Source organism: Bacillus sp. FSL W8-1143 (assembly GCF_037965155.1).
Classification (GTDB): Bacteria; Bacillota; Bacilli; order Bacillales; family Bacillaceae; genus Bacillus; species Bacillus pumilus.
Window position 1 is genome coordinate 3010595 of record NZ_CP150182.1, and the last position, 22471, is coordinate 3033065.

The following is a 22471-nucleotide window of genomic DNA, read 5'->3' on the forward strand; positions in this document are numbered from 1 at the left end:
GTCAATTCTTTTCTAATTTCGGGAATATTATACTACAGTGCAGTTAGGTTGTATATGTGATTTCTAAAAGCGTCTTTTTCGTTCTGATAAAAGAAAAACAGCCTCTAATAAGACTGTTTTACGCCCATCTATTTATTAATTTGTTCCCCATTGATGACAACTTTCTGAAAAGAAGGCGCTACTGCATGCTCCAAAGAAAGTGGATACGTCACATGGTCTATGACACAATTTTTCATGTTGAAGTTTGTCACGGGGGAATGTGAGTAGGCAGCTATTTTCACACCATATCGTCCGCCGCTGCTTTTCAGTCCTTCCACTTGAATATGACGTACAACAGGACGATGTGGACCCGCATCCCCTTCCTCATACATCATGTCGATACAGACCACTTCATGCTTTAAGCTTTTGACTGTGTTGTTTTTAAAGTAAATATGTTCAATGGTACCGCCTCTGACAGAGTTGGTTTTAATCCGCAGTGCCCGGTCAAGGTTCGGACTATCCATGACATTATTCTCTGCATAGATATACCTTACCCCGCCAGAGATTTCACTCCCAATCGTCACTCCGCCGTGTCCATCACGCATCTCATTTCTACGAATAACAATGTTTTCAGATGGAATCCCTATTCTCCGTCCGTCCTCGTTCCTTCCAGATTTGATGGCAATACAATCGTCGCCATTATCAAAATAACAATCTTCAATGAGCACATTCCGGCAAGACTCCGGATTGACACCATCTGTGTTTGGTCCATGCCCGATAATATGAACTCCACGGACAATCACATGTTCACTTAGTACAGGGTGAATTTGCCACATCGGTGAATCCTTCACTGTCACTCCCTCAATAAGAACTTGCTGACATTGGTAGGGCTGGATAAAGCTTGATCTTAAATAATGCCCTTCTCCAAACACTCTTTCTTCTACTGGTATTCTCTTTTCAGCCATGTCAAATAGAAGCTGACGATCCCGATCTTGAGAAGGCTGGCCATTCGTGCCATATTTCCAAGGCCACCAATGATGCTCATCTCCTCTGCCATCAAGCGTTCCAGCTCCTGTAATGGCGATGTTTTCTGCATGGTGTGCATAAATGAGAGGTGAATAATTATAAAGCTCAACCCCTTCATATCTTGTCAGTACAAGCGGCAGATAATCCTTTCGGTTTTGGCTGAATGCCACATACGCTTTCTCATGCAAATGCAGCTCTACATGACTCTTCAATTCTAGCGCACCTGTCACAAACGTCCCTTCTGGAATCAGCACACGTCCCCCTTTCAAACGGTGCGCATCATCAATGGCAGACTGGATAGCATCTGTTGAAAGCTCGGTTCCTTTTGCATCTGCCCCATAATGAACCACATTAAATTCACGATCAGGGAACAGTGGTGCTTTTATCTGCTTTAACACCTGATCGATTCCGTTTGCTTCTTTGTCTTTCTTCCCTTGCCTTGCTAAACGAGTGAGTCCGATTCCTGTGAGTACCGTTCCTGCTGTGATATACATCAAATCCCGTTTTCTAGACACATTCTCATCCCCCTGTCGCCTTAAAGTGTGACACCTGTTTTGAAAATAGCCAGCTCTCTAAAATTGTTTTTTTCATGATTCAATAGCTTCCCGCTCGCCACATCAATGACAGTTGAAATAAATTTTTCTAACACAATATCTTCTGGTACATCTTCAAGCAGTTCTCCCGCATTAAAGTCAATCCAATGTTTTTTTGTTTCATATAAGGCTGTATTCGTCGAGACCTTCATTGTTGGGACAAACGTGCCGAATGGTGTCCCTCTGCCTGTTGTAAAAAGAACCAACTGACAGCCAGAAGCGGCAAGAGCAGATGAAGCAACCAAATCATTTCCCGGTGCACTTAATAAATTTAGGCCCTTTCGCTTCAGCAATTCCCCATATTTCAATACATCTTGAATGTCAGAAGTTCCTGCTTTTTGTGTACAACCGAGAGATTTATCCTCTAATGTCGAAATTCCACCTGCTTTATTTCCCGGGGAAGGATTTTCATATACTGGCTGTCGATGATCCATGAAGTATTGTTTAAAGTCATTGATCATTTGCACAATATTGTCGAAAGTCGCTTCTGATTCCGCTCTCTCCATTAAAATCGTTTCTGCTCCAAACATTTCGGGCACTTCTGTTAACACTGTCGTGCCGCCTTGAGCAACAATAAAATCGGACAGCCTTCCTAAAAGCGGATTTGCGGTAATGCCGGAGAATCCATCTGATCCCCCGCACTTCAAGCCGATTTTCAGCTCAGATAACGGGATTTCTTCACGGTGATCTTCTTTCGCTGCCTCATAAATTTCCTTGAGTAAAGCAACTCCCGCCTCAATCTCATCTCCTACTTCTTGGCTTCTTAAAAATTTCACTCTCTCATGGTCATATTCACCTAATGTAGACTGAAAATCTTCAATGTCGTTATTTTCACAACCAAGTCCGAGGACGAGCACTCCTCCAGCATTGGGATGCTTCACGGCATTTTGTAAAATGATTTTTGTATTCTCATGATCGTCCCCAAGCTGTGAGCATCCATAATTGTGCTTTAATACAAGAGCTGTTTCAAACGGATGGATGCTTCCGCCCATTTCAGCGGTGAATATTTGGATGATTTGATCGGCAATGCCATTTACGCATCCAACGGTTGGGACAATCCAAAGCTCATTGCGAATCCCGCTTTCCCCATTTTTTCGTTTATATCCTTTAAATGTAAGATTCGTTTTTTTATAGGGGTTATTTGTAAATGAAGGCTCGTATTCATAATCGAGCTTGCCTGATAGATTGGTTTTGATGTTATGTGTATGCACCCATTCTCCAGCAGAAATGGCAGTCGTTGCATGCCCAATGGGGTAACCGTATTTCATGATATTCTCTCTTTGCTTGATATCAGCCAATGCAAACTTATGACCTTTGGCGATGGTCTCTTTTAAAATAACGGAATGATCTTGATGATGTAGCTCCTCCCCTTGTTCAAGCACTTTTAAAGCAATACCGACATTATCTGAAGGGTGAATCACAATAAAATCTTTCATGCCTTCTCCCCCTGACTTTCATATTGATGTTGCAGCATTCGTTGAACAGCCGCTCTCATTCCTTGCTCCTGTATGAGGGTAAGCTGATCAGCTACAGCATGAACCAAATCATTTATATCCGTTAAATTTTTCCCCCATAATGACTCACATGATAGAATCTTAGCTGCGATCGCTTCATTAGATTGGTTCTCTCCTTCAAAGGCTTCCTTCATGAATACCAGTACAGTCTCATCATCCTTTATCTTTTCTGCCTGTGCTCTGTAAAAATAAATGAGGCTGCTGAGTGAAAACACGAGTTTCATTGGCAGCTGTTTCTTTTGCTCAACATAATCAAACAATGACGGAAGAATACGGGTTCGAAACTTAGATACACCATTGAGCGCAATATCCAGCAATTGATGCTTCACAAATGGATTGCAAAAGCGATCCCAAACCGATTGTGTATAAAGAAGAAGCTCATCTCGAGAGAGCTCAAGCCCTGGCAGTACTTCCTCCTCCAGCATACGCCGGATGAACGTACCAACATCCTCATCATCCACAGCCTCTTTTACAGTTTCTACCCCGCATGAGTAAGCGATTGGCACCATCGCTGTATGGGCACCGTTTAAAATCCGTACCTTGCTCATGCGATAAGGCGCAATATCCTCTACAAAAAGGACATTTAAACCTGCTTCTTGAAAGGGAAGCTCTTTTTGTACGAAGACAGGTGCTTCAATAACAAAGAGGTGATAGTATTCTGCCGTGACAAGCAACTCGTCGATATATCCCTCTTCCTTTTGAACAATTTCAGCTGCTTCCTTAGAAAACCCAGGAACGATCCGATCCACAAGCGTATTACAAAACGTATTGGCTTCCTTGATCCATGTGATAAACGCAAGCGGCAGGTCCCACTTAGTTGCCATGTCTATCACATATTCCTTCAAGCGATCACCGTTATGTTCGACCAGTTCACATGGAAGGATGATCAGCCCTTTTTGTTCATCTCCAGCAAATGCTTTAAACCTGTGATATAGGAACGCCGTCAGCTTTCCTGGAAAACTCGCTTGCGGTCGATCCTCCAAGCGATCCGCCTTTCTGAACATAAGCCCTGCCTCTGTCGTGTTGGAGAAGACAAAGCGGAGATCGGGGTTTTCAGCTACTTGTAAAAAAACATCATAATCCGTATACGTACTGATTCCTCTGCTGATCGATTGAATGACCATCCGCTCATTCATTTCTTGCTGGTCATGATAGCCCTGTATACATAATGTGTATAAGCCATCTTGTTCATTTAAAGCTGCAACAGATCCTTTTCTCGGGGGAACAACAACAGCTCTTCCTTTAAAATCTGTGCAGTCGTTCAGCTTTTGGATGTGCCAATTAATAAAGCCTCGCATAAAATTCCCTTCACCAATCTGCAAAATCGTTTCCGGATACTCAGGCACCGGGTATAGGGCTTTTGATAAACGTTTCAAATGGATTCCCCTCTCTGTAATTTATGCACACGTGAACATTCTTCTATAAAAGATGCTGATTACTGCACCTTTTTGACTGAATCTCTGATCATCAGCTCTGTGTGGACATACATTTTTTCCATATGATCCTCTTCCTGCTCTTCACCGTTTATGACGGATAGGATGGCTTCTGCTCCAAGTGCACACATTTTTTCGATTGGCTTTTTCACCGTTGTCAGTGCAGGCGTGGTATAGGATGAAAATGCAATATCATCAAAACCAATAATAGAGATATCACCTGGACACGTCTTGCCCTTTGCATATAAAGCATTCATCGCACCAATGGCCATGTCATCGTTAGAGCAAAAAAGCGCTGTTGGCGGATGATCAAGGGTCAGCAGAGATTCCATTGATTCATAGCCGCTTTTCATATGGTAGTCACCCGTGATCATATATTCTTTTTTCATAGGAATATGGTGATCAATTAACGCTTGGAGAAAGCCAGCTTTTCTCTCCTGAGTCGATTTAAAGCCTTCTTTTCCTTCAATGATGGCGATTTGTTGATGGCCTTGCTGAATGAAATAGTGCGCTGCCTGATATGCTCCTTGACTATCATCTGCTAATATATTCATCACTTCATTACTTTCTACACGGCGATTCAGCACAATGATTGGAATGCCCTGTTTCTTGACATGATGGATAAACGCTTCATCGTGCTCGCTTTGGCTCATCAGCAAAATGCCATCGTAGCGCTGTTTATGAATGGTTGTGTAATCGTGAAAATCGTCAATACCCCTAACAAACAGATTGTAATGCTCTGTCATGACGCTATTGACGCCTTTTAACGCATCCACAAAGAAGCTTGAGGATGTGCCTTCTGTTAAACTCGTGAAAAACAGACCGATTGTAAACGATTTTTGTGATACAAGGCCTCTGGCATGGACATTTGGTGAATAGTTCAGCTGTTTTGCAATCGACAAAATCTTTTGTTTTGTCTTCTCTTTAATAAAAGGACTGTTATTCAAAGCCCTTGATACTGTGGTATGAGAGACATTTGCCAATTTTGCTATGTCTTTAATTGTGACTGTCATGCTATTCCGCCTTTTATGATTTTTTTCCATCTTATCATAAAACCGCTTTCATTTTCTTACCTTTTTCCTCATGTGATTTTACTTTGATGATGGAGCTGCTTTGCCCGGTCAAATTGAAAATATTGCTTGGCATTTTCATAGCTGATTCCTTTCACAATCCCCCCTAACAGCTCAAGGTCATAGGGGACTTCTCCTTTTTCTACCCAATCCCCGATGATATCACAAAGCAGTCTTCGGAAATATTCATGCCTTGTATAGGACAAAAAGCTTCGTGAATCTGTCAGCATCCCGATAAAACGGCTGATCAGTCCGATACTGGAAAGAGCCATCATCTGCTCTGTCATTCCTTGCTTCGTATCATTAAACCACCAGGCTGTGCCGTGCTGCATCTTCCCCGGTGTCTTCCCGTCTTGAAAGCTTCCAGCCAATGTTGATATCACTACATTGTCCCTTGGATTCAAGGAATAAAGAATCGTGTTTGGCAATGCATCTTCTTGTTCTAAACGATCTAATATTCGGCAAAGCGGCTTTGCAATGTCTTCGTCATTCATCGCATCGTACCCCGTATCTGGTCCGAGCCTCTCAAACATTTTCGTATTGTTGTTTCTAAGTGCATTGATATGAAGCTGCATTGCCCAGCCACGCTCACAGTAAGCCTGACCTAGCATAATGAATGTCTCTGTTTTAAATTTGATCTTCTCTTTTTCCGTCAATGGATGACCAGACATTCTTTTATGAAAGATGGTCTCCACTTCTTCTTGTGTCGTTTCTTCATATGTCATTTCATTAATGGCATGATCTGAGATCAAGCAGCCGTGATCATGAAAAAAATCAATTCTCGCACGGAGGGCATGTAAGAAGTCTTGGTAGGATTGTATTGGGATAGCTGAAGCCTCTGCCAGCTCATGAACATATTTTTCAAACAGATCATTCGCTATATCGAGTGCTTTATCAGGTCGAAACCCTGGAAGCACTTGTACAGAGAATCCCTCTTCCCGCAGTTTTTGATGATATTGAAGAGAATCGACCGGATCATCTGTTGTGACAACGGTTTCAACGTTTGATTTCATGATGAAGTCTCTCGCCCCAAATCCCTCTCCTTGCAGCTTTTCATTGACTTTCTGCCAAATGATGTCTGCATTTTTTTCATTTAATAGGTCTTCGACTCCGAAATACCTTCTCAGCTCTAGATGAGTCCAGTGATAGAGCGGATTTCCTATGGTCATAGGGACGGTCTTTGCCCACGCCAAAAATTTATCATCATCAGATGCATCCCCCGTGACGTGCGTTTCAGGGATGCCGTTTGCTCTCATGGCACGCCATTTGTAATGATCTCCATAAAGCCATGCCTCGGTGATATTTCGGAAGGTTTTATTTTCATAGATGTCTTTAGGACTTAAATGACAATGGTAATCTATGATTGGAAGGTCCTTTGCAAACTCATGGTATAACTTTTCCGCCGTTGGACTGTTTAGTAAAAACTGCTCATCTAAAAAGGCTTTCATCAAATTCCCCCATCCCTCTTATCGTATTAAATTGTTTTGTTCACGTTAACAATTTAATTGTAATCGTTTACAAAGTTGATTTCAATCCTAAAACAGGAAAAAACGATCTCCTTTTGAAAGGAAAATCGTTTTTTGGCTATTTTACAGGAGGTGATTTTTTTAGGATAATCGCAATAGTTGTTCCAGCACCTTGTTCACTTTCCACTTGAATATCACCGTCATGCAGCAAGACAAGCTCTTTTGCAATCGCCAGCCCGAGTCCTGTTCCATTCGTTGGATCGTTCGTATTTGTCCCTCTATAGTAGCGGTTAAATAAGTGATCGACCGTTTCTTGTGCCATTCCGCATCCGTTGTCTTTCATTTCGATCCGAACTTCCTCATTTGTTTCAGATAAGGTAGCTGTAATATGAGTTCCTTTTTGGTTATGCTTGACTGCATTCGCTAGCAGGTTCTCAATCACTCGTCTGAACCAGGCTTTGTCGATCTCAAACATGACACCATCAGTTTGATCTTCGAAGGAGGAAGGGAAATCTTCTGAAAATGAGCTCCTTGAAAACTCGTCCATAATGGATGCTAAGAATTCACCAAGCTCGACAGGCTTTCGATTAATAGGCAATGCGCCATTTTTTAGTCTATACGTGAGGTTTAAATCTTCAATCAAGGTCGACATGTATTCTGATTTCTCACGAATCACCTGTCCCATTTCCATGACTTCTTCCTTGGACCATTGATATTGATCAGATTCAAGCATGAGCCCGTAGCCGTAAATCGTACTAAGAGGTGTTTTCAGATCATGAGACAATCCTGCAATCCATTCTTCCCTTGTGGTTTGAATTTTTCTTCGGTTTGCTTCATTCTCTTTTAATGTAAGCGTGAGCTGATCCATTGTTTTTAGGATATCCTCAAATAATCGGTATTCCCGCTTAATACGACCTTTTTTATTTTTACTGATTGGAATTCCTTTTCTATTTGTTGGTTCCTGCAATTTATTTCTAGATAAGAAAATCAGCCAGCGGATAATGTGATAGATCGGCAGTCCATAGCGATACGAGTACCATAATGTCATGACGATAATAATCGTAATCGCAAGACCTGCAATTAAGATGGTCGTATATTGATTTAAAGCGTCTGTTTCTTTATCGTATAATCCATCTGGGCTGTATACTTTATTTGGTACAGAAATAATGATATACAGGTTTTTATTCACTCTGATATAAGACAGATCACTTCTAAACTCCCAAGGCTTTGATTGATACTTGAGCAGTTCAACATCTGTTACCTCATGTTTCAAATTGGTATTGGCTCGAATACCTTGTAAATATTTCCCTTCATCATTGAACAGATGCACCGATCCATTCATTCTCTTCAAGAATTCTTTCGTTTCAACCGAATATTGAGATAATGCAGCCAAGTCTTTCTCGTGTTGCTTCAGATAGTTGGCGACCTTTGTGCTGTTCGTTTTGAACCCGTATAGCACGATAAAGCTTTTTTGATCAATCTCAATGGGCCAGAAGTACATCTTGTAATCTTTATATTGCCTTTTTTCAAAGATCTTGATCATTTCATCCTTTTGATAGGAAGTTGGAATGGACTTAGGGCGGTGATAGCTATAGACGTTATCCTTTTTTGAATCAATGACTTGCAGCCATCCGTCTCGTTTTCTCACTGCTTGTTTCAGCTGATCATCGGCTTCCATTTTTCCATCCTCATTAAAATAAAGCCAGCTCATGAGTGTATCTCCATCAGCTTTTGTTAAACCGGTTTCAGCCATGTTCTCGTAGTATTTTTTTAAATATAAATTATCAGAGAACGTATTTCCGATGATCAAAATGGCAATCACAATAAACATTTGTCCGACAAAGTGAAAGAAGAGTTTTGCTCGTAGATTCATAAATTATTTAAGAACCTTTGCTGGGTGCGGTATAAATTTATAGCCCATACCACGGATCGTCACAATATATTCTGGCTGACTCGGATCTAGCTCGATCTTTTCTCTCAGCTTTCGGATATGAACCATCACGGTGTTGTTATCACCATATGATGGGACGCCCCATACTTTCTCATAGATTTGATCTTTTGAAAGAACCACATTCGGATGATCACAAAAGTACTTCAGCAAGGAAAGCAGCTGAGCTGAGCATGCAGTCACCTCTCCTCTTACTTTCAATTCGGCTGAATGAGGATGATAAGAGAAATGGGCATATTCGTAATGACTTTGAGCCTCATCGTGGTCTTCCTTTAAAGAGATATATGTTCGGTTTAAGTGAGCCTTAATTCTAGCCACTAGCTCTAGCGGGTTAAATGGCTTTGTGATGTAATCATCTGCTCCTTGAGCAAAGCCGGTCAGTTTATCTACATCAGACGTTCTTGCGGTTAAATAGAAAATGGGCGCTTTCGTATATTTTCTCATTTCAGGAAGAACATCAAAACCAGACTTACCGGGCATCATCACATCTAGAAGTAAAAGGTGGATGTCCTCGTTTTTGACAACATCTAATGCTTCATCTGCATGGTAGGCTTTATAAATATGCTTGAATCCTTCTTTTTTTAATACGCGTTCAACCATTTTTACAATTGCTTCTTCGTCATCTGCAATCAATATTTTTGCTGTTTCCACGCATCTCTTTCCTTTCTAGCTATGATCTCTAACCGTATATTACCATTGTCTAAAGTAAAAAAGTACCTCTTTTCTGCATAAAAGCGAAAAAATATCAACTGGAGAAAATGGCAGCACTAGGAAGTTTCAGAGACGCAAAAAAACTCGGCTATTCCACCGAGTTCCTTTTACTTCTATTATCCATTCACAGCTTCTAGCTTTCTTTCATGATTCATTAAGTCATATGTTAAACAGATCGGCTTATTCGTTCTAGGGTCAAGTACGATTTCTGCATCAATGTGGAATACCTGACCAAGCACCTCTTTGGTCATGACCTCATGAGGCGTCCCATCTTTGATGACTTTTCCTTGATTGAGGGCAATCATGTAATGAGAAAAACGTGCCGCATGATTCAAATCATGAATGACCATCAACACAGTTCGTCCCTGCTCTCTGTTCAACCGTTCTAACAGCTGAAGAATTTCGAGCTGATGTGCAAGGTCCAAATACGTCGTCGGCTCATCCAATAGAAGCAGTTCTGTTTCCTGGGCAAGTGCCATCGCAATCCATACACGCTGACGCTGTCCACCAGAAAGTGCTTCAATTGGCCGGTCATGAAAAGCAATCATACCCGTTTCTTCAAGTGCCCATCTGATGATTCGTTTATCTTCATTTGATAAGCGTCCAAATCCATTTTGATGTGGGAAACGTCCATATGACACCAGCTCATACACTGTCAGTCCACTTGGTGCTTCGGGCGTTTGCGGTAAGATCGCCATTTGTTTTGAAATTTCTTTTGTAGGCGTTTGATGAATAGCCTGACCATTTAAGTAAACAACGCCTTGATTGGACTTCATGATACGGGACATTGTTTTTAAAATCGTTGATTTTCCGCACCCATTCGGTCCAATCAATGTCGTCACCTTGCCTTTTGGGATACTGATATTTAAATCGTCTACAATCAAACGGTCATTATAGCCAATACAAAGCTTTTCTGTTTCGAGCGATTTCATATGTTGTACTCTCCTTCCTTCTTAGTTCGTTTTCATCAATAAGTAAATGAAGTAAGGTGCGCCTAAAGCCGAAACGACAAGACCAACTGGCACCTCTGATGGTGCAAGTATGACGCGGCCAAGTGTATCTGCCAGTAATAATAACAATGCGCCAATCAACGCGGAGGCTGGTATCATTCCTTGATGCTTTGGTCCAACAAGCTTTCTCGCCAAGTGCGGTGCGGCTAACCCTAAGAACGAGATACTACCTGCAACAGCGACACTAGCACCTGCTAATGCAACAGCAATCAGCATAAAAAAGCTTCTTTCTTTATGAACCGAGATCCCTAAGCCGTAGGACAGCTGGTCACCTAAATTCATGATATTTAAGTAACGTGCTCTCACAAACGCTAACACAAGGAAAATAAGCATCCATGGCAGAACTGATAGGACATACGTCCAGCTCGATCCCCAAATGCTTCCTGATAACCACACGATGGCTTGGTTAAAATCATTTGGGCTCATTTTTAATTGAATAACCACAATTGCTGCTGAAAACGCAGCATTCACGCCAATACCCGTTAAAATCAATCGAACAGGTGTGATGCCTTTTTTCCACGCTAACACATAGATAAGAAATGCAGCAAAGCCTGCACCTACAAAAGCGAAGAGCGGCAGTACAAAGATCGTAAAATCACCTAGGTTTGACATCGTACCTTGGAAAGCAAAAATAAACAAAACCACTGCAAAGCCTGCGCCCGCATTGACACCAAGAATGCCTGGATCGGCTAAACCGTTTTGAGAAACACCTTGCCAAATCGCTCCTGATACAGCGATAGAAGCGCCAACAAGTAAAGCGATGACCATTCTTGGAAGTCTGAACTCGAATAATACAAGCTCATCCATTTCACTTCCGAATCCAAAAAATGTTTTCAATGTATCCATCGGAGAAATGCGAATTTCTCCGGTATTTAAACTAATAAGGAACACAGCCACGATCGCCAAAAAGATCATGAGCATCGTTCGTTTGTATTTCTTTTTCTTTGCCTGCTGCACCATTTCCATCTAAATCCCGCTCCTTTCACGTCTAGCTAAATATAAGAAGAAAGGAACGCCTATAATTGCAGTAATGGCACCGACTGGCGTTTCAAATGGGGCATTGACCAGCCTTGCAGCAATGTCTGCATAAATTAACAGAACCGCCCCTAAAATAGCTGAGCATGGGATAATCCATCGATAGTCAACTCCGACCAAGAAACGAGTGACATGAGGAATCACAAGCCCGATAAAGCCAATAGTACCGGCCACTGAGACAGCAGCACCTGTTAGAAGAATGACGACCAATATTCCAAGTACCTTGACAGTTTTCGTGTACTGTCCAAGCCCTTTTGCCAATTCATCACCTAAGCTGAGAACAGTGATCGAGCGGGCAAGAATCATTGCGATGATCAGCCCCGCAACCGCAACTGGAATGATGACCTTAATATTGCTCCAATTCACACCAGCCACGCCGCCAGCATACCAAAAGCTCATGTCTTGAGCGACGTCAAACCGGATGGCAATTGCTGAGGAGATGGAGCTTAAAAGTGCCCCAACAGCCGTACCAGCTAGTGCGAGCTTCACTGGGGTCAATCCACCTTTTGAAAGAGTACCGACACCAAACACAATAGAGGCAGCGAGTGCCGCACCAACAAATGACCAAAGAATTAATGTAAAAGAAGATTGTCCTGGGAAAAAAGCAAACGCAATGGCAATCGCAAATGCAGAGCCATTTGTCACACCCATAATTTCAGGAGACGCAAGCGCATTTCTTGTCATGCCTTGCATAATAGCCCCCGATACGGCTAAAAAGGCACCGACGAGTGCAGCCCCAACTGTACGCGGCAGCCTCAATTCCCGGATGATTTGATGTGAAGTTTGTTGTGGATCAAATTGAAAAATGGCTTCCCATACCGTGTGAAGATGAATATTTGCTGCTCCTAATGATACCGATAAAAAAAGACCAAATGCTAAAGCGATAATTCCTATGATGACAACAACTGCTGTTCCAAAGGGTTTCGTGACAATATCCATTGCATTGTCTTTGGCCGGCAGCTGTTTATTCGATTGTGAGCCCAAAACCAGTCTCTTCCTTTCCGTTCATATCTATTCCTTATCAGTGATAATGATTATCAATCTCGAAGTCTAGTATATCACTTTCTTTTCTTTTTGAAATCATTGTTCTGAACATTTTCTTTATTTTCATCAAAAAACCGTGAGAAATTTACCATTTTTCTTTAGGCCCTAAAATAGACGATGCATTTTTCATCCCATCATGTTACGATACAATTGAAATTGAGAATCATTATCACAAGAAAGTGAATAGGAGAGAATCTTTGTGAAAAACCGATCTGGATTTCTTTTGATATCCTTAGCCATTCTCATGCTTTTTACAGCTGCTTGCGGCAGCACTTCAAATAAAAAATCTGGTGCCAACCAGGATGACACAATCACCTATCAGGATGTAAAAGGTGAAGTCAAACTCCCTAAAGATCCAAAACGAATTGTGCTTCTGGCAGAAAGCTACTACGGTGACCTCGTGACACTTGGCAAGACGCCAATTGCTGCAACGGCACCCATCTTTAAAAACCCTTTCTATAAAGGCAAAACGGATGGTGTCAAAAACCTTGGAACAACCCCTTCTGTCGAAAAGGTCGCCGCTTTGAAGCCAGATATGATTATTGCTTGGGGAGAAGACGAGAAATTTGATCAATACAAAAAAATTGCGCCAACCGTTGCCATTAAATACAATCAATATTCCTTTAAAGATCAACTAAAAGAATTCGGTAAAATGACAGGTACACCGAAAAAAGCAGCAGAATGGATCACAAAATGGGATACAAAAATAGCTGAGGTAAAGCCTAAAGTAACAAAAGCGGTCGGCAGCAAAACCGTTTCAATCGTGTCACCTTTTGATAAAGGGATCTATATCTTTGGAAACACCTTTGCACGCGGAGGCGAAATTATTTATGATGAGCTGAAATTACGTGCGCCAAAGGCAGTTAAAAAAGATGCCATCGACAGCGGCGTCGGCTATGCAAACATTTCCCTTGAAAAGCTGCCAGAATACGCAGGCGACTATATTTTCACTAGTCCATGGAGCGGGTCAAAAAGTAAAGGAGACCAGGTGTATGAAAGCAGCATTTGGGCATCACTTCCTGCTGTACAAAATAAACACGTATTTGAAATCGACCCTGTCGGTTACTTCTTTAATGACCCAGTTTCATTAGAAGGACAGCTTGAGTTTATTGTGGACCGATTAACATCTGCATCATAAAAAAACGTTTCTCCATATGTGGAGAAACGTTTCCCTTATTCCGTTCCTTTGGCAAATCCTTTTGACATGAATGGATAAAGCAAAATACCTACTAAGAACAGACCGATGCCAAGTCCAAATGTTTTCAAATCAGCTGTTCCTGAAATAATCACCCAAGCGGAATACCCCATCGCAACAAGCGCAATGATTCCGTCTCTTGTTCGCTTCCCTTTTTGAAGATCATACGTGTCACCTTGCATGATGACTTTAAAGCTATAGATCGAAGACACAATATACGGAATGAGATACGCAAGTGTCGCTGATGTCGTTAAAAAGGTAAAAGCTTCATTAATCGTACGAGACATCACTGAGAAAATAAACAGCTGTGACATGATATTTGTAACCGTTAAAGCAAAAACAGGACTGCCTTTTTTGTTTGTTTTTGCAAATACTGCCGGGAAATCGCCAGCCTTTGCTGCTTGGTATGGTACTTCTGAACCAAGTAAGATCCAGCCAAGCATCGAGCCAAATAAACAAATAATCGCAAGCAATGCCATCACAATTCCACCAGCCGGTCCTATAATGAGCTGAAGCACGTCAACGAATGGTTTATCTGAGCCTTGCAACTGATCGTGCGGCAGGACGCCCATTGTAATCAAAGTAATAATCATGTAGATAGAAAGAGCAATTAAAAGACCTGTAATCGTTGCACGTTTCACATCGCGCTGCGAGGACGCTCTTCCTGATAAAATGACAGCAGATTCGATGCCAATAAATGCCCATAGAGTGGAAATGGCCGCATGATGAATTTGGCCTCCAAGTCCGAGCATTCCTTCGCCTTCTGCTGCAACTGGGAAGTAATAATGTTCAAATAATGCCGTTTGGAATGCAAATAATCCCGCAACAATAAAAAGGACGAATCCAAGTACCTTTGAAAAGGTCGTAATAAAGTTTAATTTACTTGCAGCACTTAAGCTTGTAATTAAGATCGTATGTGTTCCCCAAAGAAGAATGGTACATACAATAAACGTTGTCAGCTGACCAAGTGTGATCGCTTCTTTACCAAAGGTGAAAATCTCCGTCTTCACTGTGAGAATTGGGAAAAATGTCGTTAAATAACCGGCAAGACTCGTAATAATTGCGACATTACTAATCCAGCTTGCTACCCAATATCCCCAAACCATTGTAAAACCGGCCGCTTTCCCCTTTTTCGGATCGTTAAAAAGTGCTCTTGCATAACTTTGTGGTCCTGCCGTTAGCTGCGGCTTATGAATGGACAAATGCCCAAAAACAAGTGCAATCATCAGCACACCGCCACCTGTGACAAGCCATGCCATCGTCACACCTAAAGGACTCGCATGCTGGGCAAGCGTACTTGGCAGCATAAAGATGCCTGAACCTACCATATTTCCGACGACAAAAGCCGTCAATAACCAAAAACCCCATTTTTTTGTCTGTTCCATTTCCGTACCTCCGTTATATTCACTTCGGACCAGACCCGGCAGTATCTTCATTGATATATTTGTGAAGCAATGACTTGTATTCTTTATGTTCCTCATGGGTCCACTTTCTTAACAGCATACCCTTATCTTCGGTACTCAGAACATAAAAAAAAGCCTGAACAACAGTCCATGCTTTTCAAAACATACACCTTGATCTCCGGATAGCCCTCCACGCTTCAAAGACGTGGCAGTCCTGCATTTATTCAATGCAGACCCAGCATAAAGAAAGTTGGAGCTCTCTCTACACTTCGGCGCTGATGCCTTTTTTCTCATGTTCTTCGATTCCATCTCTCCCATGAGTGACTCATCATCCGCGCAACCTCTACCTCACTGAGACATAGCGTGAGGATTTCTATTCATTTTTACTACACGAAGGTTATCAAACATTCTTACATCTGTCAAAGGGAAAAACATAGAAAAAGGGCAGAGATCCTTTTCTCTGCCCTATACCTGTTTATTGATCGTTGTTTTTCTTCTTTTGTACAGCTTCCTGAAGCGGATCGCCTGCTAGCTCTTTGCTTGCTTCTTCTAACAGCTGATCTACTTGCTTGTGGTCTTTCTCGCTTTTCGCCTTTTTATCCTTTTGGAAAAATGACATCGCTGTTTCCTCCCTTTTCATAAAATGCGGTTGCCTGTTTAATTTGTGCTACAGTGCGCCGCATTATACAAAGTGGAAAGGCTCAATCATCATGAAAGGTCTGTCTCATTTTTTGCAGATACGTCAAATAGGTCTTTAAGTCTTCCTTTGTGAAGTCTGACATCATATGCTGAATCACCTTTCCGAAAAGACGTGTGTGCTTTTCATAAATCACCTGCCCTTTTTCGGTGGCTTCTAATCGGACGAGCGAGGGGTCGTCTTTGTCCCGTTCTCTCTGAATATAGCCCTGCTCACATAATTTATTGAGTGCAATGGAGGCTGCACCTGGGTTTAAAGAGAGTCTTTGTTTCAGCTCTTCGGCATGTGATACTTTGCCTTGTATCAAAATAGAAAGAGCATATATCTGCGGAGGCGTGATGTCTTTTTCTAACTCAAGTAACTTGCGGTTTAATTTACGGCTGACTTCATAATGTACAAGAACAATTTCTTTTAAAATGTCTGCATTACCCATCCGAATCGCATCCTTATCGTTAGTATCAACATGACTTCCCCCTTATTATAGAATGTTTTTCCAATCAGCCAACCCTTTTGCCCTCTTTTTCTTTAGAAATAAGTCTTGCTGAATGAATTCACCCTTGATATAGTGAGGACTTGAACAAAAAACAGAACAGGAGTACGCATCATGACAGGAAAAACACACATTATGGGCGGAATCGCCGCCTCAACAGCCGTCGCCTACTACTACGGATTCGACCCAGTCATCATGGCTGCAGCTGGATCAGCAGGTGCTTTGATCCCCGATCTTTGCCATACAAAAAGTAAAATCGGTAGAAAATTTCCGCTGCTCTCGGCACTGATCAGCAGCGTATTCGGTCATCGCACGTTCACTCACAGTTTATTATTTCTGCTGATCATTTATTTTCTTGCGACAACATACATTCCAAATGACAGCCTAAGTATCGGTTTACTAGTTGGAATGGCGAGCCACCTTATCCTTGATGCTGGAACAGTGAACGGCATTAAATTTTTATTTCCAGCTTCCATTAAAGTGCGTCTCCCCTTCTATGTCAAAACAGGCAGCACAGGAGAACAAGTCGTACTAGCTGCTCTCACTGTCGTCACCTGCTATTACATCGCCGTCATCTGCGGCATATCTATCCCCATCCAGTTCTAACAGAATAAAAAAGAGTTTTGCGAAAAAGATAAGATATGAATTGATCATTCCTCATTTTTTTAGTAGGTTTAAGATAAGTGTTTTTGCCTTGAAGCTGAATACAGAATGATGAGGAGATACATAAATGAAAGCGTTTTTCAAAAATCACTGGTTTTTAGTGTATTCCATCCTCTTCATGTGGATGAAAACATACATCATTTATCAACTAGGTTTTCACATACGAACGGCCAATCTGTTTCATGAATGGCTGCTTTTGATCAATCCACTTAGCTTTCTACTCCCTTTGTTTGGGATAGCTCTTTTTTTAAATGAAACCAAACAAAAGGTTTTTTTATTGACTGCAAATTTTATTCTTACGGCGATTCTTATATCGAATACGATCTTTTATGGTTTTTACATTGATTTCATTACCATTCCCGTGCTATTCCAAGCGAAGAACATGGGAGATATGGGAAGCAGTATGACGGAATTATTCCACCCGCTCTTTGTGCTGATGCTCGTTGATTTTGTCGTACTTGCTTGGCTGCTCAAGCGCAAACCATTAGCCCCAAAAGCGTCATACAAGACGATCAAAACATATTATGCGATCTGCTGCAGCTTCCTATTGTTTCATGTCAGCTCAGCTATGATGGATCACCCTCGATTTCTGACAAGCTCTTATGATCGTGAAGTCATTGTCAGAAACCTCGGGCTGTTCCAATTCCATCTTTACGACGGTGCTGCCCAAACGGCACGCATTGGACAAAAGGCTTTTGCAGATGAAGATACGCTTTCTACTGTAGCAAACTACACAAAGGCTGATTACAGCGCACCAAACGAAGAGTACTTCGGACTTGCTAAAGGCAAGAACGTTGTGTTCATTTCACTTGAATCGACGCAGCAATTTGTCATGAATCAAAAGGTAAATGGACAATATATCACTCCCTTTTTAAATCAATTGGCTAAAAAGAGTTTTTATTTTGATGAATTTTATCAGCAGACAGAACAGGGGAAGACGTCCGATTCAGAGTTTATTGTCGCGAATTCCCTCTACCCTTCTAGCAGCGGCGCTGTCTTTTTCACAGCGAGTGATAATGAATATGATACGTTATACAAGCAGTTGAAAAAGGAAAACTATCAATCCGTCCAATTTCATGCGAATAATAAAACGTTTTGGAATCGTGATGTAATGTATGAATCTCTAGGAATTGATCGTTTTTATGATGTCGATTCATATCATGTCAATGAACGGAATTCCACTGGCTGGGGCTTAAAGGATATCGACTTCTTTGATCAATCCATTGATTATTTAAAAAAGTTGAAGCAGCCTTATTACAGTACGTTCATTACTTTGACCAATCATTTTCCATTTGAAATTGACCCGAAGGATCAGTTTATTGATGAATATGATTCGTCCAGTACCATCTTAAACCGCTATGTGACGACCGTCCGCTATCAAGATGAAGCGATTAAGTTGTTTTTTGACCGTATGAAAGAAGAAGGATTGTATGACAATACGATGTTTGTCCTCATGGGTGACCACTATGGCATCTCTGAGGCACATCATGAGGCAATGGCACAGCTGCTCGATCAAGAGGAAATCACACCGTTTGATGCTGTCAAACTGCAGCGTGTTCCGTTTTTGATTTACATTCCTGGTGTCACGGACCAAGCACCGCAGACGATTTCTGAAACAGCTGGTCAAATGGACGTCAAGCCGACACTTCTTCACTTACTAGGGATTGAAACGAAGGATTCCATTCAATTCGGCAATGATTTATTTTCAAATGAACGGACGCCTTTCGCTGTATTGAGAAACGGTAACTTTATTACAGATGATTATCTCTATACAAAAAACACCTGCTATGATCAAAAAACAAAAGAACCCGTGAAGCAGGATGAGGTATGTCAGCCTTATATCGAAAAAGCCAATAAAGAGCTCTCCTTATCAGACAAGGTGATCAATGGGAATTTGCTGCGTTTTTATCAGCAGTAAACAGGATAAAACGATCTCCTTAGTCGTCACGCTGAAAGTCGCCATTTGGCGGCTTTTTCTTTTCTCTTTTTATTGAAAGCCTATGAATGCTCAAATAAGTTTGCTTATAATAAAGGGAACTACATGATATTGAATGATAAGAGGTGTGAACATGAAGTATATATTCTTAGCCTTCATCTTCATATGTTTGCTTCTGAGTGGATGCCAAACAGAGATGAAGCCATCTAATTCGAATAAAAAAACAGAGCTTGTGATTTCAGCAGCGGCAAGTCTTCAGGATGCACTAAAGGAAATTGAAGCCTCCTTTCACAAACAGCATCCACATGTGACATTAACGAATAACTTCGGATCATCCGGCGCATTGAAGCAGCAAATCGCTCAAGGAGCAAAAGCGGATCTCTTTTTCTCAGCAGCTGAAGAGCCCTTCGATGAACTTGTTCAATCTGGAGACATTGACCGAGAATATATCAAGGACGCCATACAAAATGAGCTAGTCCTTATTGTGCCAAAAGATGGCTCTTCCTCTATTAAAAGCTTTCAAGACGTCCAGCACGTAAAAGGGAAGATCGCTCTTGGCACACCTGAATCGGTTCCTGCTGGTACATATGGCAAAGAGATTTTCACAAAACTGAATATATGGGATCAAGTGAAAAAGAATGCTGTCTATGCCAAAGATGTACGGCAAGTTTTAAGCTACGTTGAAACTGGAAATGTCGAAGCAGGTGTTGTGTATAAAACAGACGCCCTCGTTTCTAAAAAAGTAAAGATTGCAGCTGAAGCAAATTCGGACATGCACTCCCCGGTTATATATCCAGTAGGGATTGTCAAAGGGACAAATCATCTTACGGAAGCCAAAGCCTTTTTTCAATTTCTTCAATCTGATAAAGCCACATCCATTTTTAAGAAATACGGCTTTCAAGTGTCGTAATGCCTATGATGACTGAAGACTTTCTATCACCCATTTGGCTGTCCGTGAAAGTGGCTATCGTCAGCGGGCTGTTGGCCACTGTCTTTGGCACAACGATTGGCTTCTGGATGGCGCGAACAACTTTTAAAGGGAAAATGATTGTGGAAACGCTCCTGATGATGCCGCTCGTTCTCCCGCCAACAGTCGTTGGCTTTTTATTGCTCGTCGTATTCGGAAAGCATAGTGTAATAGGGGGCGCGATTGAATGGATCTTCCATCAGCCGGTCATTTTCACATGGTGGGCGGCGGTCATTGCTTCGACAGTCGTGGCATTCCCGCTCATGTATCAATCAGCAAAGGCGGGCTTTTCTACAATTGAGTCAGATATTGAAGGGGCTGCAAAAGTAGATGGTGCACATTCCTTCCAAGTCTTTGCCTATATCACCGTACCACTTGCCCTGCCTTCCCTCTTGTCAGGCAGCATCCTTAGCTTTGCAAGAGCCCTTGGTGAATTCGGAGCGACCTTAATGTTTGCCGGCAACATCCCAGGAAAAACCCAAACACTCCCAACCGCTATTTATGTGGCGATTGATTCTGGACGCATGGAGCTTGCTTGGGCGTGGACGATTTGTATTGTGATCTTATCTTTTATTATGCTTTTGGCTGTGCGTAGAAGTAGTACGTAAAAAAATCCCTCTATATGAGAATAGGGGGATTTAGACTACATATTTACTTTGACGTTTTACAATAGTATAAGTCATCAAAGATGACAGGTAGAATAGCAATGAAATACTAATCAGAATGGTGGTTATATTCATGGGAATAGGCTCAAATAATTGGTAGTTTCCTTTAAACGAAAAAAGGTGCAAAGCTAAGTTGGCGACCATGTTTTTTAAATCAAAGACACCTAAGTTAGGGATCAGTAAAAAATAGACCATATAGATGATCCCTGATAAAATAAAACTTCGACTTAAACTGCCTAAATAAAAAACAATTGTACTAAATAACCAACTAGTACAAACAACAAACATGAATTGAAGCAATATAGAATGTTCAGTACTATCTTGATATGTAAACAATTGAACAGATATATCATTTGATATGGCAGAATAAAAGATATGGCTAGCTATATAAGAAATAAGAGAAAGAATAGGAATCAATAATAGAATGATGACATACAGAGATAATTGCTTAGAAAACAATACATCATTCCACTCATATCGAACTGCCTTTATTTTCAGCGTTTTATATTTAACATCATATGTTGATAAATAAATAGCATATAAACCAAATACGAGAGGATAAAAGATAAATCCCATCCATTCTAAAGTTGTTGAAATCGTTTGAGTGGGTTCCATCAAATGAAGTGAATGAATAAACTGCTCATAATCATATTTCAAGACATTTTCTACAACTTCCCCCTCAGCTCCGGCTAGTTCTCCTTCTTCTATGTTGACTGGCATCGTCAAAGCCTTCTTAATATCAATCCCGAGCTCTTTGTATTCACTTTCTGTTTTTACATATTGGGTATAGTTGGATTTTGTTGTTTCATATTGAGCATATACATTCCATAACGAAATCAGCATTAATGGAATGAACAAGATAAGAAATGCTTTGGCATAATATTGATATAAAAACTCTTTTTTCATTAATTTATAAATATGCTTGATAGATGTCACCCAAATCCTCTCCTTTTTCCTGAAAGTCATGGATTTGAATCATGGATTTGTCTTTTAAAATAAACAATTCATCCACAATAGATGAATAAAATTCAAACTGATGACCTGTAGCAATAATCGTCATGTCTTCAGACCATTTCTTAATCATTGCTTTTAACTCCATCATTGTTCCATAATCTAATCCATTTGATATCTCATCTAAGAATAAATAAGTTGGTTTTGTTAAGGCAATGAATATGAAACTTAGCTTCTTTTTTTGTCCATAGGAGTAATGTTTGACCTTCTTTTTGAGTATCTCATGTGGTAGGTATTCTCTTGCCAGTTCATCACACTTTTTTTGATCAACAGGGCTATTTAACAATAAACGTAAATTTTGATAGCCATTTAGATTTAAATAGAGTGGAGTATCATCAAACATCACCTGAATCTCATTTCTTACTTGATCAATTGGCTGATGATTATACAAGATTTCCCCTTCATAGTGTTCTAACTGGAGTAAGCATTTCATAAAAGTTGTTTTTCCAGATCCATTCTTCCCCATGATGAAATTTATTTTTTGATGTTTTATTTGAATATGTAAATCTTCAAATACAGGCTGATGTCGATATGTTTTTGTCAATCCTTTTACATGGATCATTTTCCAAAAACTCCTCTTACTATTTTTTGTAGATTGTTATTAAAAGCGCCTCG

At 41.0% G+C, this 22471-nt stretch carries 20 protein-coding genes and 1 riboswitch; of the genes, 5 read left to right on the plus strand and 15 right to left on the minus strand.

Annotated elements, in window-relative coordinates; translation table 11 throughout:
* Positions 1 to 128: 128 nt before the first annotated feature.
* The 10 genes from NSQ36_RS15510 to NSQ36_RS15555 form a co-directional block, all read right to left on the minus strand.
* Positions 129 to 1520 (minus strand): glycoside hydrolase family 28 protein, encoded by a 1392-nt coding sequence (locus NSQ36_RS15510; protein WP_212045530.1) that lies wholly within the window; start codon positions 1518 to 1520, stop codon positions 129 to 131.
* Positions 1521 to 1540: 20 nt separating this feature from the next.
* The gene (locus tag NSQ36_RS15515) at positions 1541 to 3034 is read right to left on the minus strand and encodes an altronate dehydratase family protein (protein ID WP_339206052.1); all 1494 of its coding nucleotides are present in this window, start codon (positions 3032 to 3034) and stop codon (positions 1541 to 1543) included.
* A complete protein-coding gene (locus tag NSQ36_RS15520; protein ID WP_335365176.1) occupies positions 3031 to 4488 on the minus strand; it encodes a tagaturonate reductase in 1458 nt (485 codons plus the stop codon). Before NSQ36_RS15520 ends, NSQ36_RS15515 begins: the two co-directional genes overlap by 4 nt.
* 59 nt (positions 4489 to 4547) lie before the next feature.
* Positions 4548 to 5558: a LacI family DNA-binding transcriptional regulator gene (locus NSQ36_RS15525; protein WP_253622245.1), complete on the minus strand. Its 1011-nt coding sequence runs from the start codon at positions 5556 to 5558 to the stop codon at positions 4548 to 4550.
* A 68-nt stretch (positions 5559 to 5626) separates the two neighbouring features.
* Positions 5627 to 7063 carry a glucuronate isomerase gene (uxaC, locus tag NSQ36_RS15530; RefSeq protein ID WP_050944113.1) on the minus strand — a complete coding sequence of 479 codons (1437 nt, stop codon included), beginning with the start codon at positions 7061 to 7063 and terminating at the stop codon, positions 5627 to 5629.
* A 136-nt stretch (positions 7064 to 7199) separates the two neighbouring features.
* Positions 7200 to 8954: a HAMP domain-containing sensor histidine kinase gene (locus NSQ36_RS15535; protein ID WP_106029314.1), complete on the minus strand. Its 1755-nt coding sequence runs from the start codon at positions 8952 to 8954 to the stop codon at positions 7200 to 7202.
* Between the two features lie 3 nt (positions 8955 to 8957).
* Positions 8958 to 9680, minus strand: a complete 723-nt coding sequence (locus NSQ36_RS15540; RefSeq protein ID WP_339206056.1) for a response regulator transcription factor — start codon at positions 9678 to 9680, stop codon at positions 8958 to 8960.
* 176 nt (positions 9681 to 9856) lie between these two features.
* Entirely contained in the window at positions 9857 to 10672 is an 816-nt protein-coding gene (locus NSQ36_RS15545) for an ABC transporter ATP-binding protein (RefSeq protein ID WP_137054411.1), read from the minus strand.
* A 21-nt stretch (positions 10673 to 10693) separates the two neighbouring features.
* Positions 10694 to 11716, minus strand: a complete 1023-nt coding sequence (locus tag NSQ36_RS15550; RefSeq protein WP_137054410.1) for an iron ABC transporter permease — start codon at positions 11714 to 11716, stop codon at positions 10694 to 10696.
* Positions 11717 to 12769 (minus strand): iron ABC transporter permease, encoded by a 1053-nt coding sequence (locus NSQ36_RS15555; protein ID WP_050944118.1) that lies wholly within the window; start codon positions 12767 to 12769, stop codon positions 11717 to 11719.
* 259 nt (positions 12770 to 13028) lie between these two features.
* Here NSQ36_RS15555 and NSQ36_RS15560 point away from each other — a divergent pair, with 259 nt between their 5' ends.
* Complete coding sequence (locus NSQ36_RS15560; protein WP_050944119.1) at positions 13029 to 13967, plus strand: iron-hydroxamate ABC transporter substrate-binding protein; 939 nt, start codon at positions 13029 to 13031, stop codon at positions 13965 to 13967.
* A 35-nt stretch (positions 13968 to 14002) separates the two neighbouring features.
* Here the strand turns inward: NSQ36_RS15560 and NSQ36_RS15565 are convergent, their stop codons facing one another.
* The 3 genes from NSQ36_RS15565 to NSQ36_RS15575 all read right to left on the minus strand — a co-directional run bounded on the left by NSQ36_RS15565 (position 14003) and on the right by NSQ36_RS15575 (position 16557).
* Positions 14003 to 15409: an amino acid permease gene (locus NSQ36_RS15565; RefSeq protein ID WP_050944120.1), complete on the minus strand. Its 1407-nt coding sequence runs from the start codon at positions 15407 to 15409 to the stop codon at positions 14003 to 14005.
* A 193-nt stretch (positions 15410 to 15602) separates the two neighbouring features.
* Positions 15603 to 15781: riboswitch (Lysine riboswitch) on the minus strand.
* 121 nt (positions 15782 to 15902) lie between these two features.
* Positions 15903 to 16046 carry a small acid-soluble spore protein SspJ gene (gene sspJ, locus NSQ36_RS15570; protein ID WP_003213383.1) on the minus strand — a complete coding sequence of 48 codons (144 nt, stop codon included), beginning with the start codon at positions 16044 to 16046 and terminating at the stop codon, positions 15903 to 15905.
* 82 nt (positions 16047 to 16128) lie between these two features.
* Complete coding sequence (locus NSQ36_RS15575; RefSeq protein ID WP_003213061.1) at positions 16129 to 16557, minus strand: MarR family transcriptional regulator; 429 nt, start codon at positions 16555 to 16557, stop codon at positions 16129 to 16131.
* Between the two features lie 171 nt (positions 16558 to 16728).
* On the opposite strand from NSQ36_RS15575, the gene NSQ36_RS15580 reads away from it, so the two are divergent.
* The 4 genes from NSQ36_RS15580 to modB all read left to right on the plus strand — a co-directional run bounded on the left by NSQ36_RS15580 (position 16729) and on the right by modB (position 20788).
* Complete coding sequence (locus NSQ36_RS15580; protein ID WP_050944121.1) at positions 16729 to 17220, plus strand: metal-dependent hydrolase; 492 nt, start codon at positions 16729 to 16731, stop codon at positions 17218 to 17220.
* Positions 17221 to 17344: 124 nt separating this feature from the next.
* Positions 17345 to 19195 carry an LTA synthase family protein gene (locus tag NSQ36_RS15585; RefSeq protein WP_050944122.1) on the plus strand — a complete coding sequence of 617 codons (1851 nt, stop codon included), beginning with the start codon at positions 17345 to 17347 and terminating at the stop codon, positions 19193 to 19195.
* A gap of 151 nt (positions 19196 to 19346) precedes the next feature.
* Positions 19347 to 20123, plus strand: coding sequence for a molybdate ABC transporter substrate-binding protein (gene modA, locus NSQ36_RS15590; RefSeq protein ID WP_310025304.1), 777 nt, complete (start codon positions 19347 to 19349; stop codon positions 20121 to 20123).
* On the plus strand, positions 20123 to 20788 hold the full coding sequence (gene modB / locus NSQ36_RS15595) for a molybdate ABC transporter permease subunit (RefSeq protein ID WP_050944123.1): 666 nt from the start codon (positions 20123 to 20125) through the stop codon (positions 20786 to 20788). The genes modA and modB overlap by 1 nt, the downstream gene beginning before the upstream one ends.
* A gap of 30 nt (positions 20789 to 20818) precedes the next feature.
* On the opposite strand, the gene NSQ36_RS15600 is transcribed toward modB, so the two are convergent.
* Together NSQ36_RS15600 and NSQ36_RS15605 are read right to left on the minus strand one after the other, a co-directional pair.
* Positions 20819 to 21781 carry an ABC transporter permease gene (locus tag NSQ36_RS15600; protein WP_339206060.1) on the minus strand — a complete coding sequence of 321 codons (963 nt, stop codon included), beginning with the start codon at positions 21779 to 21781 and terminating at the stop codon, positions 20819 to 20821.
* Positions 21756 to 22418 (minus strand): ATP-binding cassette domain-containing protein, encoded by a 663-nt coding sequence (locus tag NSQ36_RS15605; protein WP_339206062.1) that lies wholly within the window; start codon positions 22416 to 22418, stop codon positions 21756 to 21758. The genes NSQ36_RS15600 and NSQ36_RS15605 overlap by 26 nt, the downstream gene beginning before the upstream one ends.
* Between the last annotated feature and the right edge of the window lie 53 nt (positions 22419 to 22471).

Coding starts and splice junctions, on each gene's coding strand:
- NSQ36_RS15525 (WP_253622245.1), bottom strand. CDS start 5,558: ATGACAGTCACAATTAAAGACATAGCAAAATTGGCAAATGTCTCTCAT.
- uxaC (WP_050944113.1), bottom strand. CDS start 7,063: ATGAAAGCCTTTTTAGATGAGCAGTTTTTACTAAACAGTCCAACGGCG.
- NSQ36_RS15605 (WP_339206062.1), bottom strand. CDS start 22,418: ATGATCCATGTAAAAGGATTGACAAAAACATATCGACATCAGCCTGTA.
- NSQ36_RS15575 (WP_003213061.1), bottom strand. CDS start 16,557: ATGGGTAATGCAGACATTTTAAAAGAAATTGTTCTTGTACATTATGAA.
- NSQ36_RS15585 (WP_050944122.1), top strand. CDS start 17,345: ATGAAAGCGTTTTTCAAAAATCACTGGTTTTTAGTGTATTCCATCCTC.
- modB (WP_050944123.1), top strand. CDS start 20,123: ATGCCTATGATGACTGAAGACTTTCTATCACCCATTTGGCTGTCCGTG.
- sspJ (WP_003213383.1), bottom strand. CDS start 16,046: ATGTCATTTTTCCAAAAGGATAAAAAGGCGAAAAGCGAGAAAGACCAC.
- NSQ36_RS15580 (WP_050944121.1), top strand. CDS start 16,729: ATGACAGGAAAAACACACATTATGGGCGGAATCGCCGCCTCAACAGCC.
- NSQ36_RS15545 (WP_137054411.1), bottom strand. CDS start 10,672: ATGAAATCGCTCGAAACAGAAAAGCTTTGTATTGGCTATAATGACCGT.
- NSQ36_RS15550 (WP_137054410.1), bottom strand. CDS start 11,716: ATGGAAATGGTGCAGCAGGCAAAGAAAAAGAAATACAAACGAACGATG.
- NSQ36_RS15535 (WP_106029314.1), bottom strand. CDS start 8,954: ATGAATCTACGAGCAAAACTCTTCTTTCACTTTGTCGGACAAATGTTT.
- NSQ36_RS15515 (WP_339206052.1), bottom strand. CDS start 3,034: ATGAAAGATTTTATTGTGATTCACCCTTCAGATAATGTCGGTATTGCT.
- NSQ36_RS15565 (WP_050944120.1), bottom strand. CDS start 15,409: ATGGAACAGACAAAAAAATGGGGTTTTTGGTTATTGACGGCTTTTGTC.
- modA (WP_310025304.1), top strand. CDS start 19,347: ATGAAGTATATATTCTTAGCCTTCATCTTCATATGTTTGCTTCTGAGT.